This window comes from Vibrio sp. NFR (genome assembly GCF_027587095.1).
Classification (GTDB): domain Bacteria; phylum Pseudomonadota; class Gammaproteobacteria; order Enterobacterales; family Vibrionaceae; genus Vibrio; species Vibrio harveyi.
This window is the reverse complement of the sequence record NZ_JAPPTN010000006.1, coordinates 211,527-226,105: the sequence shown is the minus strand read 5'-3', so window position 1 is coordinate 226,105 and position 14,579 is coordinate 211,527. Positions and strand designations below refer to the sequence as shown.

11 protein-coding genes are annotated in these 14,579 nt (G+C 45.1%); 5 read left to right on the top strand and 6 right to left on the bottom strand.

The features are described 5' to 3' along the window. The first annotated feature begins 308 nt into the window (after nt 1–308). The 3 genes from ebgA to OH463_RS13810 all read left to right on the top strand — a co-directional run bounded on the left by ebgA (nt 309) and on the right by OH463_RS13810 (nt 5,383). Nucleotides 309–3,407 (top strand): beta-galactosidase subunit alpha, encoded by a 3,099-nt coding sequence (ebgA, locus tag OH463_RS13820; protein ID WP_269991496.1) that lies wholly within the window; start codon nt 309–311, stop codon nt 3,405–3,407. A 3-nt stretch (nt 3,408–3,410) separates the two neighbouring features. After that, nucleotides 3,411–3,860, top strand: a complete 450-nt coding sequence (locus tag OH463_RS13815; protein ID WP_009698695.1) for a beta-galactosidase subunit beta — start codon at nt 3,411–3,413, stop codon at nt 3,858–3,860. Nucleotides 3,861–3,949: 89 nt separating this feature from the next. Then, nucleotides 3,950–5,383 (top strand): amino acid permease, encoded by a 1,434-nt coding sequence (locus OH463_RS13810; protein WP_005449069.1) that lies wholly within the window; start codon nt 3,950–3,952, stop codon nt 5,381–5,383. A gap of 100 nt (nt 5,384–5,483) precedes the next feature. Here the strand turns inward: OH463_RS13810 and OH463_RS13805 are convergent, their stop codons facing one another. Beyond that, on the bottom strand, nt 5,484–6,410 hold the full coding sequence (locus OH463_RS13805) for a LysR family transcriptional regulator (protein ID WP_009698696.1): 927 nt from the start codon (nt 6,408–6,410) through the stop codon (nt 5,484–5,486). 112 nt (nt 6,411–6,522) lie between these two features. Between OH463_RS13805 and chrA the strand changes: the two genes are divergently transcribed. Both chrA and OH463_RS13795 read left to right on the top strand, forming a co-directional pair. After that, nucleotides 6,523–7,662 carry a chromate efflux transporter gene (gene chrA, locus OH463_RS13800; RefSeq protein ID WP_269991495.1) on the top strand — a complete coding sequence of 380 codons (1,140 nt, stop codon included), beginning with the start codon at nt 6,523–6,525 and terminating at the stop codon, nt 7,660–7,662. A gap of 110 nt (nt 7,663–7,772) precedes the next feature. Next, nucleotides 7,773–8,879, top strand: coding sequence for a phosphatase PAP2 family protein (locus tag OH463_RS13795; protein WP_269991494.1), 1,107 nt, complete (start codon nt 7,773–7,775; stop codon nt 8,877–8,879). Nucleotides 8,880–8,939: 60 nt separating this feature from the next. Here OH463_RS13795 and OH463_RS13790 read toward each other — a convergent pair whose 3' ends face one another. The 5 genes from OH463_RS13790 to OH463_RS13770 are packed head-to-tail and all read right to left on the bottom strand — an operon-like array spanning nt 8,940 to nt 14,570. Continuing rightward, entirely contained in the window at nt 8,940–9,953 is a 1,014-nt protein-coding gene (locus OH463_RS13790; RefSeq protein ID WP_017189178.1) for a tetratricopeptide repeat protein, read from the bottom strand. A gap of 20 nt (nt 9,954–9,973) precedes the next feature. Beyond that, a complete protein-coding gene (locus tag OH463_RS13785) occupies nt 9,974–10,918 on the bottom strand; it encodes a type II secretion system F family protein (RefSeq protein ID WP_009698700.1) in 945 nt (314 codons plus the stop codon). A gap of 2 nt (nt 10,919–10,920) precedes the next feature. Next, nucleotides 10,921–11,889 (bottom strand): type II secretion system F family protein, encoded by a 969-nt coding sequence (locus OH463_RS13780; protein WP_005449080.1) that lies wholly within the window; start codon nt 11,887–11,889, stop codon nt 10,921–10,923. Nucleotides 11,890–11,900: 11 nt separating this feature from the next. Beyond that, a complete protein-coding gene (locus OH463_RS13775) occupies nt 11,901–13,349 on the bottom strand; it encodes a CpaF family protein (protein WP_053052963.1) in 1,449 nt (482 codons plus the stop codon). A gap of 12 nt (nt 13,350–13,361) precedes the next feature. Further along, nucleotides 13,362–14,570 (bottom strand): AAA family ATPase, encoded by a 1,209-nt coding sequence (locus tag OH463_RS13770; protein ID WP_017817712.1) that lies wholly within the window; start codon nt 14,568–14,570, stop codon nt 13,362–13,364. Nucleotides 14,571–14,579 lie beyond the last annotated feature (9 nt).

Below are 14,579 nucleotides of genomic sequence, written 5' to 3'. Positions count from 1 at the left end.
TATTCAGTGCTTTTTTATTATCCCCTCTTTAAATCTAGCTATTTTTTATCCACTTTACCTAAGAAATCGCCTTGGGATGCCATTCCTTTATCCTGATCACATCTTGTTCAATGATCGTCCAATAAAACGTGACCAAGTTAAAGTTAAAAGTTTTCACTAATTTATTTTAGTAAAACTTTTACTAATATCTTTTCCTAGATAATTCATCACTCTTTTTCAAATGACATCGGCTGCATTTCTTTTGGATAACTTCAAGCATTGGACTCCTCCTTTGCCTGCTACCAAACTAAGCCGAGGGGAGAACAAACGTGAACAATTGGGAAAACTTCCTTCACCTGCATGAGAATCGTATGGCACCACGTGCTTACTTCTTCTCTTACGATTCAATTAAAAACGCACAAACATTCCAACGAGAACTGAGCAGCCGCTTCAAACTGCTAAGTGGTCAATGGACATTCAACTACTTCACCAATCCTCTCTTGGTGCCAGAAGAGTTTTACTCACAAAAAATGGAAGAATGGGGACAAATTACCGTTCCAAACATGTGGCAAATGGAAGGTCATGGCGACCTTCAATACACAGATGAAGGCTTCCCATTCCCTATCGATGTGCCTTTTGTTCCGACAGATAACCCGACAGGAGCTTACCAACGCACGTTCACTCTGGGTGAAAACTGGAACGACAAACAAACCATCATCAAATTTGATGGCGTTGAAACCTACTTCGAAGTTTACGTAAACGGTCATTACGTTGGCTTTAGCAAAGGCAGTCGATTGACCGCAGAGTTCGACATCTCTTCTTATGTACAACAAGGTGAAAATTTACTGTCTGTACGTGTGATGCAGTGGGCAGATTCGACTTACATTGAAGACCAAGACATGTGGTGGACGGCGGGTATCTTCCGCGATGTGTACCTTGTCGGAAAAGAGCACGTTCACGTCCAAGATCTGACTGTTCGTACTGATTTCGCCGACGATTACCAAAGTGCCACCTTAAGCTGCCAAGTTGAACTGGAAAACCTATCGACTACGGTTGCGTCTGGTTACACGCTGGAATATGCCCTTCAAGATAAAAGCACTGTGGTTGTAAGCGGTCAATGTGATTCACTGACTATCCAAGGCAACAGCCAAGCAAGCTTTGCCATTGATGTGGTGAACCCAACCCATTGGACAGCGGAAAATCCATACCTTTACCAACTGTTCATTACACTAAAAGACGCACAAGGCAATATTGTCGAAGTGATTCCGCAACGTGTTGGCTTCCGAGACATTAAAGTGCGTGATGGTCTGTTCTACATCAACAACCAATACGTGATGCTACACGGTGTAAACCGTCATGATAATGACCACCTAAAAGGTCGCGCTGTTGGCATGGATCGCATCGAGAAAGACCTGATCTTGATGAAACAACACAACATCAACTCAGTTCGCACCGCGCACTACCCTAACGACCCACGCTTCTACGAGCTGTGTGACATTTACGGCTTGTTCGTAATGGCAGAAACCGACGTAGAAACCCACGGCTTCGCTAACGTTGGCGATCTCAGCCGCATCACCAACGATGCAGCATGGGAAAGTGTGTTTGTCGATCGCGCAGAGCGCCATGTTCATGCTCAAAAGAACCATCCTTCGATCATCATGTGGTCACTAGGTAACGAGTCTGGTTACGGCTGCAATATCCGCGCTATGTACAGCGCAACTAAGGCGATTGATGACACTCGCTTAGTGCACTACGAAGAGGACCGCGATGCAGAAGTCGTCGACGTGATTTCTACCATGTACTCACGTGCTCAGCTCATGAACCACTTTGGTGAACACCCGCACGACAAGCCTCGCATCATCTGCGAATACGCACACGCGATGGGTAACGGACCTGGCGGTCTGACGGAATACCAAAATGTGTTCTACAAGCATGACCACATTCAAGGTCACTACGCTTGGGAATGGTGTGACCATGGCGTATTAGCGCGCGATGAAAATGGTCAAGAGTTCTACAAGTACGGCGGTGACTACGGCGATTATCCAAACAACTACAACTTCTGTATGGATGGTTTGATTTACCCAGATCAAACGCCGGGACCAGGCTTAAAAGAATACAAACAAGTTATCGCACCAGTGAAAATTCACGCGGTGGAAGGCACAAAAGACCGCTTTACCATAGAAAACAAATTGTGGTTCACCAACCTGAATGATTACACCATCACTGCAGATATCCGAGCGGAAGGTGAAACGCTGCGCAGCGTGCAGTTTAAGGTCGAAGAGCTTGCAGCGAACAGCGCACGTGAAATCACGATTAATTTGCCTGAACTGGACGAGCGTGAAGCCTTTATTAACTTCACCGTGCGTAAAGACAGTCGAACTCTGTACAGCGAAGCAAACCACGACATCGCGAGCTACCAGTTCCAGCTAAAAGAAAACACAGCAAGTGAAGCCGAGTTTGTTAACCACAATGCGCAAGCGTTAGTAACGACAGAAAGCCGCTTGGAACACGTGATTGAAGGCCACAACTTCACGCTGATTTTCTCTAAAGTCAACGGCAAGCTGACCTCTTGGCGCGTCAATGGTGAAGAGCTGATTCGATCTGAGCCTAGACTGAACTTCTTCAAGCCAATGATTGATAACCACAAACAAGAGTACGAAGGTTTGTGGCACCCAGCACACTTGCAAATCATGCAAGAGCACTTCCGCACGCTGCAAGTCGAAGCAACCGATGATTCGGTTTCGATCACGACCACCAGCATCATTGCACCGCCGGTGTTCGATTTTGGCATGCGCTGTACCTACCGCTACCAAATCAACGCACAAGGGCATTTAAATGTGGAACTGAGTGGCGAGCGCTACGGCGATTACCCGCATGTTATCCCTGTGATTGGTTTGGATTTGGGCATCAACGGCAGCTTTGACCAAGTCAGTTACTACGGTCGCGGTCCTGAAGAAAACTACCAAGACAGCCGCCAAGCCAACTTGATTGATGTTTACCACAGCACGGTAGCCGACATGTTTGAGAACTACCCGTTCCCACAAAACAACGGTAACCGCCAACACGTTCGTTGGGCATCACTAACGAATCGTCACGGGACGGGGTTGTTGGTGAAACCACAACAAGAAATCAACTTCAGCGCGTGGTTCTACACCAACCAAAACCTGCACGAAGCGCAACACACCATTGAGCTAGAAAAGAGCGGCTACATCACGCTCAACCTTGACCATCAAGTGATGGGACTGGGCTCAAACTCGTGGGGAAGCGAAGTGCTCGACTCATACCGCGTGTACATGGATGAATTCCGTTATGGCTTAACGCTGATACCGCTTCAAGTTGGCGATTGCAGTGCACAAGCCATGGCAAACCATGATTTCGACAATGCGTTCTTCACTCAATCCAATACTCAAACAGCAAACGAGGCGTAATCCATGATCGTGTTAGACAACTTAGACCAATTCAAAGTCGTGTACCGCAATGGGCGTAAATGGCAGCGCTGTGTCGAGGCAATTGAGAACACCGTAAACCTTAAAGATGGCGTGATGTATTCCATCGGAGACTCCTTGGTTTACATGATTCAAGACGGCACAAAACAAACTGAAATGTTTGAAGGCAACCGCCGCTACTTCGACGTGCATTACTACCTTGAAGGTCGCGAAACGGTGGAGTTCGCTGACAAGAAAAACCTACAACCTGAGCAAGCTTACCAAGATGAAACTGACCGCGAGTTCCTTTCCGGTCAAGGGGATACTCGTGAGCTTTGTGAGGGCCAAGTAGCAATTTTCGATAACACCAAAGCCTACCGCTTCCACGGTGATAACCGCGTTAGAAAGGTCGTGCTGAAAGTCACTATCGAAGATGGCTACTTCTTAAATAAATAACAAAAGCAAAGAACAAGAGAAGGGCTGCGCTCACAGCAATGCAAGCCCTTCCTCCCTACAATTCCAACGTGATTCATCGGAGATAGAAAATGTCTGAATCCAAACGTAATACGATAGGCAAATTCGGGTTGTTGTCCCTTACCTTTGCCGCGGTCTTTAGCTTCAACAACGTAATTAATAACAACATTGAGATCGGTCTTGCTTCAGCGCCAATGTTCTTCTTGGCAACCATTTTTTACTTTATTCCTTTCTGTTTGATCATCGCAGAGTTTGTATCGTTAAACAAAGACTCGGAAGCCGGCGTGTATGCATGGGTAAAAAGCTCACTTGGCGGACGTTGGGCGTTTATCTCTGCCTACACCTACTGGTTTGTTAACCTATTTTTCTTCACGTCATTGCTGCCTCGCGTTATTGCTTATGCGTCATACGCGTTCCTTGGCTATGAATACATTCTGACCCCACTCACCACAACAGCACTGAGTATGATTCTGTTTGCGTTCGCAACTTACGTATCAACTAACGGCGCGAAGATGTTAGGTCCAATTACCTCAGTCACTTCTTCTTTGATGCTGCTACTGACTATGTCGTACATCCTGCTTGCTGGCGCTGCATTAGTCGGTGGCGTTCAACCTGCTGACCCAATCACGGTAGAAGCCATGGTGCCAGACTTTAGCTGGGCATTCCTCGGCATTACCACTTGGATCTTTATGGCAGCAGGCGGTGCTGAATCGGTGGCGGTTTACGTAAATGACGTGAAAGGTGGCTCAAAGTCTTTTGTTAAAGTGATCATCGTTGCAGGTATCTTCATCGGCGTACTTTACTGTGTCGCTTCAGTGCTGATTAACGTATTCGTACCTAGCGAAACACTTAAATACACGGGTGGCTCTGTACAAGTATTTGAAGGTTTAGCGGCGCACTTCGGCTTGCCTGAAATATTGATGAACCGCTTTGTAGGCTTAGTGTCGTTTACTGCAATGTTCGGCTCTCTGCTAATGTGGACAGCGACACCAGTGAAAATCTTCTTCTCTGAAATTCCAGAAGGTATCTTTGGTAAGAAAACCGTAGAGCTAAATGAAAACGGCGTGCCTGCTCGTGCAGCTTGGTACCAATTCCTTATCGTTATTCCACTGATGATCATCCCGACTTTGGGCTCGAACACAGCGCAAGATCTGATGAACACGGTCATCAATATGACGGCTGCGGCTTCAATGTTGCCACCACTGTTTATCATGTTGGCTTACCTAAACCTACGCCTAAAACTGGACCATCTAGAACGTGATTTCAAAATGGGCTCTCGTATGACAGGTATCGCTGCGGTTTCTGTGCTTATCGTTATCTTTACTGTGGGCTTCCTAGCGTCAACCTTCCCAACTGGCGCAGACATCATGACGATTATTTTCTACAACGTTGGTGGCATTGTGATTTTCCTTGGCTTTGCTTGGTGGAAGTACAGCCAATACGAAAAATCACTCGACCAAGAAGAGCGCGCCAAAGAAGCAGCGCCAGCAACTCAAGCAATGTAAGCCTTACACATAACGCTTGATAGCACCTGACCACATTCGTCAGACCAAGGGCACCCATCGGTGCCCTTTTTTATACCCAAGTAACCTCGAAATGCTAGGTTCAGCGAGAGTGCGTTGAAGTAACGATATCTGCCACCAGCTGACGTAGCCACATCCCTTTGTCTTCATTGTTACGACTGGTGTGCCACAGCATAGCAATATCAAAATCGGCAACCGCAATCGGCGGCTGCACTGACACTAAGCCATCTGAAAAGCCTTCTGCTGATGCCATTTTTTCCGGCACAATGGCAATCAAATTACGTTGTTTAAGCAGGTTACGGATCGTCAAGAAGTTACGTGAAGCTACTGTTACCTTGCGGCTTAAACCATGTTCCGCGAGTTTTTTGTCTACCTGTGTACTTAAACTGCCATCCGGGCTCACCAAGGCTTGTTCAATATTGGCAAATGCTTCAATCGATAATTCAGTCTCACCGTTTAAAACCTGCTTATCGCATAGGCACACATGCTTTTCAGTGTAGAGATATTGGCTATCAAAGTTGTCATCGAGTACGGGCATGCTACCAAGAATGACATCGAGCTTGTCATGTTCAGTAATGGCGACATAGTTGCTACGGTTAACATTGATAAAGCTGATTTGCGCTTCTGGCGCACGCTTGCGGATTTCATCATAAAGTAGGGGTGCGAAGATGAACTCCGCGTAATCGGTAAGACCAATGCGACACACGCCAGTGTAGTTTTCTGGCTGAAACTCGGACTTAGTCAGCAAGTCTTTGGCAATGGAATCCAATAGATGATGCACTGTTGGCGCAATATGATGCGCGTGCTCAGTCGGATCCATTTTATGCCCTTTGCGTTCAAACAAAGGGTCATCAAACAGCACACGCAAACGCGATAAGCTGTGGCTCATGGCGGACTGACTGACAAAACTCTTCTCGGCAGCCAAACTCACACTGCGATAGCGATACAGATAAGAGAAGGTCACCAACAGATTCAAATCGATGTTACGCCACTGAATATCATCTTTCACAAATCACCCAATCCCATTTCATTCATAGATGAAATTAAAACTATTAATTTGAGTCATCTTAGTACATTTCATACATTAACTGGAGTGTTATTGGAGATTTAACAGGCTCAATATGTTTACCATTTTTAAAACCTTTTTTTGGCTTGGTTGGATCAGTTTCGGTGGTCCTGCAGCACACATCGGTTACTTCCGCCAAACGTTCGTAGAAAAACTCAAGTGGATTGATGATAGCGAATACGCACAAATCGTGGCGTTGAGCCAATTTTTACCGGGACCAGGGTCAAGCCAAGTTGGCTTTGCATTGGGTTACAAACGCGGAGGTCTGGGCGGCGCTTGTATGGCGTTTCTTGGATTCACGCTGCCTTCGGTGATCATCATGTTGGCACTTGCAATGGTGAGCAGCCAAATCACGGATACGGCACTGTTCCAAAACATCGTACACGGCTTGAAGTTACTGGCTGTTGTGGTGGTCGCCGATGCGACATGGGGAATGTACAAAAATTTCTGCCAAAGCAAACTAACAGCAGGATTGTGTGTAGCAACCGCAATAGCGCTATTGGTTGCACCTAGCATCATGACACAAATGTTGGTCTTAGTAGTGGCAGGCTTGATTGGTACTCAATATCTAAAGAAAGAATCAACCGCACCAGCAGAGCCGTTTAAACCGACTATCGCTCCACTCGCTCTGTTTGCCGTACTTCTCCTTGGCTTGCCTGTGGTGGCTCACACGCTACCGATGCTGGGGTTATTTAGCGACTTCTTCCAAGCCGGCAGTTTAGTGTTTGGTGGTGGTCACGTGGTTCTTCCATTGCTGCAAAACATCGTTGGCGATCAGCTCAGCCAAGATGCTTTCCTAACGGGCTACGCAGCAGCGCAAGCTGTACCTGGACCGATGTTTACTTTCGCAACTTACATTGGCTATGAGCTATCGGATACACCAATTCTAGGGGCGCTAGTTGCAACACTGGGTGTCTTTCTTCCGGGCTTTTTGCTGTTACTTGGCGTGCTGAAAAACTGGCAAGCTCTAGCTGGTAAACCTGCGGTATCTGGCGCAATTAATGGCGTGAATGCCTCAGTAGTTGGTTTACTCTTAGCGGCACTTTACCAACCAGTATTCACTAGTGCTGTGATTGCTCCGATTGATATCGCATTAGTCATTGCCGGTTTCTACCTACATAAAAAGCTCAATCTATCTGTACTTTGGATGATCGTATTCTTTGTCGCAGCAGGCATTGTGACCGGCATGATGTAGAGAGTGGCACAGACTTAATCAAGCAATAAACAACGGGCACTCAAACACGAGTGCTCGTTTTCTCAACTACGCTTATAGAATGTGGGAAAAATCAGGATGATGGACCATCTATGGCGCAAAACAATAACTATGACCTGCAACTTAACTGGCAACAGAAAGTTTCTCTTTGGCTTAGCGAACTGAAAGCAAACTTGCTCAAAGACAAAATTCTCTACTTCTATTGTGCTTCAACAACATTCCTCATCTTTTCGTGCTCTCTGTATCTTGATTCACCGATTCGTTATTCACTCACCACTTATTTCGAAACCATTGGGCTAGCAAGCTATGTCACCTTCTTAGCATGGTGCACTTATTACTACTTCTCTCTCATTTTTCGTAAAGAGCCTCATCCTGCTAAACAATTTCTCAATAAACTTAGACGGATGTTTTTTCCTCTTACCAGAACGCTGTCTGTCATCGCACTGTTATTGGTTCTTACCATTGTGTTTTCTAACCACACGTTCTTAAAGTCACTGATCCCGATATTTCACCCGTTCTCCCTCGACAGCGCATTTATCGATATTGATCGCTTCCTGCACTTTGGCATCGATCCTTGGGTTATCACCCACACAATATTGCCGGGTCCGTGGGCGTCGCTGGTTATCAACACGGCTTACAACGCATGGTTTTTCTTTATGTGGGGAATGTTGATCTTCTTTCTGATCTACAAAAAGCAACCGCTACTTCGGCAGCAGTTTTTTCTGACATTTGTGTTGTCATGGATGGTGATTGGCTTCGTGCTTGCCACGTTGTTGTCCTCAGCAGGTCCCTGCTACGTTGAACCTTTAACGGACAACACCTACTTTTCGCCATTGATGCGGACGCTACAGGAACAAAGCCAATATCTACAAGACATCCAAGTGGGTCAGTTGTGGGCGCTTGCCACGCAAGATCACCTATGGAATGACTATATTGAACAATCAAATGGCATTGGCTCAGGCATTTCAGCAATGCCGAGTATGCACGTATCCATTGCAGTATTACTGGCTCTGAGCATCTATCAAATCAATAAAGTGGCAGGTTACATGGCTTACGTATTTGCGCTGTTAATTCAAATAGGTTCCGTTCATTTGGCTTGGCATTATGCGATTGATGGATACCTTGCCACAATCCTTACTATATTGCTTTGGAAAGCCGTAGGAGCGTTTATCCATCGCTTTCCTCAACTGTTCGCTTGATAAGCCTGTCGACATAAAAAAGCCACGCTTACTAGGGCGTGGCTTTACCGAACTATTGCTTTATTGAAGGAATGCCGTAGAGGTGTCTTTTTGCTCTCTGACCATAGAAAGTGCACGCTCTAAGTTTTTATTGGCTAAATCATAATAAGCAGGGTTTTTATCAATGGCTTGTTGTAAGTAAGGGATGGCTTCATCCGGCTTACCATTGAGGATTAGGAAATAACCAACGTTATTTAACGCTTCAGGTTCAGTCATATGACGACTAAAGATGTTGAGTGCCTGTCGTGGTTGATCTTTTGCAATCGCAATTAACCCTAGGTTGTTTATCGCTTTTTCATTACTTGGTTGCAGCCCCAAAGCGGCTTTCGTAAAGTGTGTCGCTTTTGAATACTCTTTTTCCATGTAATAGGAGTAACCTAAACTCACCAATGCATTGACGTTTCGTGAATCAACATCCAACGCTTTTCGAAATAGAGTCTGAGCTAAATCGTGGTCCCCTCGAATATCGTACAAGACACCCAGCCCGGAATAAGCACCAACGGGTGATTTATCATCATAACGGTAGGTGGCAATGCTCTCTTTAGAAATGTTGTCTTTGGTGATGTTTGGATCACCACCTAAACGGATTTGATCAGCATTGAGCGCTCTTAAGTAATAGCTTTTACCTGCCTCTCGATCACCACGTTTGGTGTACATCGCGCCAAGCTCTTGTAGCGAGCCTACGTTGTCTGGGTTTTCAGCAAGCGAAGCACGGAACGATTTATCCGCAAGCTCTAAGTTATTACGTGCGAGGTGGATACGCCCAACGGTGTACAGTGTTTTGTCTTTGTGTTGCGCATTGGGGAAGGACAAAGAGCGAATATACTCGTACAGCGCTAGGTCCGCATTTTTATTACTCAAAGCGATATCACCGCGGGAAATCGCTTCTTCTTCTGTTTTCGGTGGCTCATCATTGGTCAGCGATTCAACTGGCTTACCGGAGTAGAGTTCCGAGTCAAAATCCGATGATGTATCGGTTGTTGAACATGCTGTAAGCAATAACAACGAAATAATGGCAAATCTCTTAATCCACATAACAAATCCCTTTTCTGCTCTTATTTAAATGCTTCAGCCAGTGAAATCAGCGCCGGACCTATCGCCACAATAAAAAAACATGGCCAAATAAACAGCACCATTGGAAACATCATTTTCACTGGGATTTTGGCAGCTACCTCTTCCGCTGCTTGTTGGCGCTTATCCCTATAATCTTCGGTGTATTCGCGTAAGGAGTTGACTAGGCTCCCCCCAATTCTTGATGCGTGACTGAGCATACTCACCAGCCCCATCAACTCATCTAACCCTGTTCTATAAACCAGTTCACGAAGTGCTTCAGGCATTGGCTTACCGGCCTGAATTTTGTTACATACAGTATCTACCTCGTCAGCCAACTCAGGGTGAGAAATGACCAGCTCATCTGCAACACGGCGTAACGCGGCATTAAAGCCGAGACCAGACTCTGTACACACCACCAGCAAATCCAACATATCTGGCACCCCAGCACGAATGGCCTTTTGGCGACTATTGATCATGCGGCGAAGAATAAAGTCTGGAATGACAAGTCCGACAAACACCGCCAATGCCATCAAGGTGTAGAGATATTTAGATTCTGGAATGGTTAAGTAAACGAGCACTGCGACCATCACTCCAAAGATGGTGGTCACTGACTTAATGGCGTAGAACATCGACAGCGAATTACTTTGGTGAAAACCCGCATGCATCAGTTTATTACGTGTTGTTTGACGTTCTTTTTCGCTGGTTGGAGAAGTCAGTGGAGCCAATGACTCAAGCGTGTCTGCTACTTTGCTGTTTGTGGGGGTAGCCTCTCTCTTATCACCAGACAGCTCAGCAAGTTTTCTCTTGATCGGCGAATTGACACCAATAACAATCGAGCCAACAGTCATCACCACCAATACCGTCGTAATCAAGATCAATGCAAATAACAGAGTCTCTTGATTTACAGCGAGGTCACTCAACCATCCTTGAATATTTTCTATATCCATAGTTACACCTCAATGTTGACGATTTTTCGAATCCACAAGGTACCAACAAACAAAGACACCATGCCCCCCACGACCATCTTGACTCCCATAGGCGTGGTATGAAGCAATTCAATGTATTCAGGACGTACAAGTGAAATGATGACGTAGAGCCCAAATGGCGCGAGTACAAGCACCCAGGCAGACATTCGAGATTCCGCAGAAATGGTTTTGATTTTTCGCGCCAGTTTGAAACGAGCACGTAAGATTTGAGAAAGCTTCTCAATGTTCTCAACCAAATTACCGCCGGTTTCTTTTTGCAATAGCACCGCACTCGAGAACGCCAGCATTGATACAGTGGGGGTACGCTCTGACATTTGCATTATGGCTAGCCTCAAGTCATAGCCATAGTTTAAGAGGTTGAACGTATTAAGGAACTCAGGTCCAAGCGGTGCACTCATTTCTCTCCCTACCTCACCAAACGCTTGGGTAATGGGTTGACCCGCCTGCAATACACGTTTGATGATATCCAGTGCCTCTGGCAGTTGTTCCTCAAATTTCATCAACCTATCGGCAATCATTTTTTGAAGATAAAAGTAGATAGCAACCCAGCACGCAATGGTGACGCCAACACACATGTACCAGACCTGACCAAACAAGAAGATAACCAGACCAACGGCGACACCTGCAAGAAAAGACAAAAATAAGAAGCGTGTAAAGCCCATCGAAATGCCCGCTAGTTCGAGCTTTTTCTTCAAACCATCGAAGAGACTAAAATTCACTAACCAACGCTCTAACGGAGAAAGGTGCTTCAGCGAGTTCTCTCTAAGTAACGAGATACTTTCTTCATCAATGTGCTTGTGGCTATCGTGAATCCGTTTAATTAGTTGTTTATGTTTTACTTTTTTACCTGCAGACGGAAGTATTAACGCTTGGCTAATAAAGAAAACAGACAAAAATAACAGCACAAGAAAAAGTGGGAATTGGCTTTCCATAGCGCACTCTCCTAACGGGCTTTTTCGTTAAAGATTTCGAATGGTACGTCTAAGCCTCGTTTAACAAGATGATCGTGACAGCTAGGGACAATCCCTGTGGCTTCATAGTCCCCAAGAACGTTGCCTTCTTTGTCTACCCCTTTTCGACGGAAGGTGAAGATTTCTGACATGGTGATCACTTCTCCTTCCATACCATTAATTTCCTGCAAACTGACCATACGGCGCTTACCATCTTCTTGTCGTTCCATCTGGACAACGATGTTGATTGCTGAAGCTATCTGCGCTCTTAAGTTTTTCGTTGATACGTTCCACCCTGCCATGGAAAACATGTTTTCAATTCGACTCAATGCATCACGAGGGGTGTTAGCGTGGATCGTCGCAAGAGAACCATCGTGACCCGTATTCATTGCCGAAAGCATATCCACCGCCTCAGCACCACGAACCTCACCAATAACGATACGATCAGGGCGCATACGCAGTGAGTTTTTAACGAGATCACGCTGAGAGATTTCCCCTTTTCCTTCGATATTCGAAGGGCGCGTCTCAAGGCGAATGATGTGTGGTTGTTGCAATTGAAGCTCCGCTGAATCCTCAATCGTCACGATACGCTGATCACTTGGGATAAACCCAGAAAGAATGTTCAATGTCGTCGTCTTACCTGAACCTGTACCGCCAGAGATCAAGATGTTCATTTCCCCAACAACAGCGGCATTGAGAAACTTACCCATTTCTGGCGATAGCGAGTTCAGTTCAAGCAAGTTATCCATGTTGAGCCTTTCTACGGCAAAACGACGAATAGAAACGGAAGGTCCATCAATAGCTAAAGGAGGGATGATGGCATTGAAACGAGAGCCATCCTTCAAGCGTGCATCCACCATAGGTGACGCTTCATCAATACGTCGACCTACTTGACTTACAATACGGTCAATAATATTGCGCAGGTGGCGCTCATCTAAAAAGGTGTGCGGCGTTTTCTCCAGCTTACCGAAGCGTTCAACATAAATGTTTTTCGGACCATTGACTAAAATATCGGAAATGGTTGGGTCATCTAAAAGCGGCTCAAGTGGACCAAGACCAAATACTTCATCCTCAATTTGGTGAATCACGCGGTTACGCGCTTCCGAGCTTAAGGGGTGAGTTTGGTCTTCCGCAATTAATTGAACTACAGCTTCCCTAAGCTCTTCTTTTGCTCGGTCTTCTTGCAGGTGGGAAAGTAGACCTAGATCCAAAGTATCGAGTAACTTTTTATGATAGTAATGTTTGATGGCAAGATCTTGTTCCAGCAGTTTTTTCTGCTCTTCAATCGCTTTTAGCTTAGCTTCAACCGGAGACATCGATGCTTTCTCTGCGCTCGATTCTTCACTTTCGACACGTTCAACGTCTTCATCTTTTGTTTGTGACTCTTTTTCGGCATCGACCTGACCAAACGCACTTCCGACGCTTTTTCTTTTGAAAAACATGACTCCCCCTTATTAAGAAAATAATTTCTTAATCCAACTTTGATTTTCCTTGGTTGGGCTTTCCAATAAATGTGAGATTTCAGCTAACGATGCTTTTATCGCACTGTTTTTCTTAGATTGAACAATTGGGTTACCTAAATTTGCACTCTCAATCGCGATAGCGAAATTATTTGGAACTAAGTGTATTGAGTGCCCACCAACAGCATTTTCAATATCTTTCAATGAAATGGTCGATTTTTTTTCGAATCGATTAACGATAAGTTCGACCTGATGATTATTTAAACCATAGTCCAGTTCTAAGGTTCTAATGTAATTTACTGCGTGTTTTACCGACGTGACGTTCTGTTGCATGACCAAGAATATATGGGTCGCCGGAGAGACAATCTGTTGAAAAACATGCTCAACACCATGAGACATATCAACAATAATATGTGAATAGAACTGTCTAAGAATCGGTAGTAATTTACTCACATCACTGGCATATCTATGATTATTCTGCAAATTACCCTGCTCGAAGCATAAATAATTTAACCCTGAAGGGTGCTTATGGACGAGCCCCTCTAATGAGAGTTCGTCCAAGTCATTAACGGAATCGATAACATCATGGATATTATATTTTGGCTTGCAGTTTAGGTAATCAGCAGCGTCACTGAACTGCATATCGAGATCAACCAGCAACACGTTACTCTTCGCATAACTGGATAGCTCGATCGCTGTATTGAGCGCTAGTGTTGTTGCACCTGAACCGCCTTTGGTATTGATAAATAAGGTTAGGTCACCCATTTTCTTGTTATAGACTTTTTCTTCTGCAGTGGATTTGAGCAGCGGGTAAAGCTCACCTAAATCAACCGTGCGTGAGAAGTAATCTGTCGCCCCTAATCGCAGCGCCATCTTTAAAGAGGCGGTGTCCGATTCATCACCAAAGACGATCAATGCAGTATGGTTGTGCTGCAAATTACTATCGCTAGAATAAACATGAGCGACCTTCTGAGCCCAACTTTCGCCAGTTTCAATGTAAATAAGATCTGGAATTTGCTTATTCTTAACCAAATCAAGGTTAAATAAACTGAGTTCAATCCATTCAATATTAACATTGACACATTGGGACAACTCATTCGTTAAATGCACTTTGAAATTGGACGTAGAATATACAACCCAAACTATCAAGTTTGTCTTTAAGTTTTTATAACTATCTTGGTTCATCTTTATTGACTTAAGCATATTCCCACC

What these genes read in the sequence shown, in the direction of transcription:
- OH463_RS13815 (WP_009698695.1), top strand. Translation starts at nt 3,411, where the DNA reads ATGATCGTGTTAGACAACTTAGACCAATTCAAAGTCGTGTACCGCAAT.
- OH463_RS13810 (WP_005449069.1), top strand. Translation starts at nt 3,950, where the DNA reads ATGTCTGAATCCAAACGTAATACGATAGGCAAATTCGGGTTGTTGTCC.
- chrA (WP_269991495.1), top strand. Translation starts at nt 6,523, where the DNA reads ATGTTTACCATTTTTAAAACCTTTTTTTGGCTTGGTTGGATCAGTTTC.
- OH463_RS13795 (WP_269991494.1), top strand. Translation starts at nt 7,773, where the DNA reads ATGGCGCAAAACAATAACTATGACCTGCAACTTAACTGGCAACAGAAA.
- OH463_RS13790 (WP_017189178.1), bottom strand. Translation starts at nt 9,953, where the DNA reads ATGTGGATTAAGAGATTTGCCATTATTTCGTTGTTATTGCTTACAGCA.
- OH463_RS13785 (WP_009698700.1), bottom strand. Translation starts at nt 10,918, where the DNA reads ATGGATATAGAAAATATTCAAGGATGGTTGAGTGACCTCGCTGTAAAT.
- OH463_RS13780 (WP_005449080.1), bottom strand. Translation starts at nt 11,889, where the DNA reads ATGGAAAGCCAATTCCCACTTTTTCTTGTGCTGTTATTTTTGTCTGTT.
- OH463_RS13775 (WP_053052963.1), bottom strand. Translation starts at nt 13,349, where the DNA reads ATGTTTTTCAAAAGAAAAAGCGTCGGAAGTGCGTTTGGTCAGGTCGAT.
- OH463_RS13770 (WP_017817712.1), bottom strand. Translation starts at nt 14,570, where the DNA reads ATGCTTAAGTCAATAAAGATGAACCAAGATAGTTATAAAAACTTAAAG.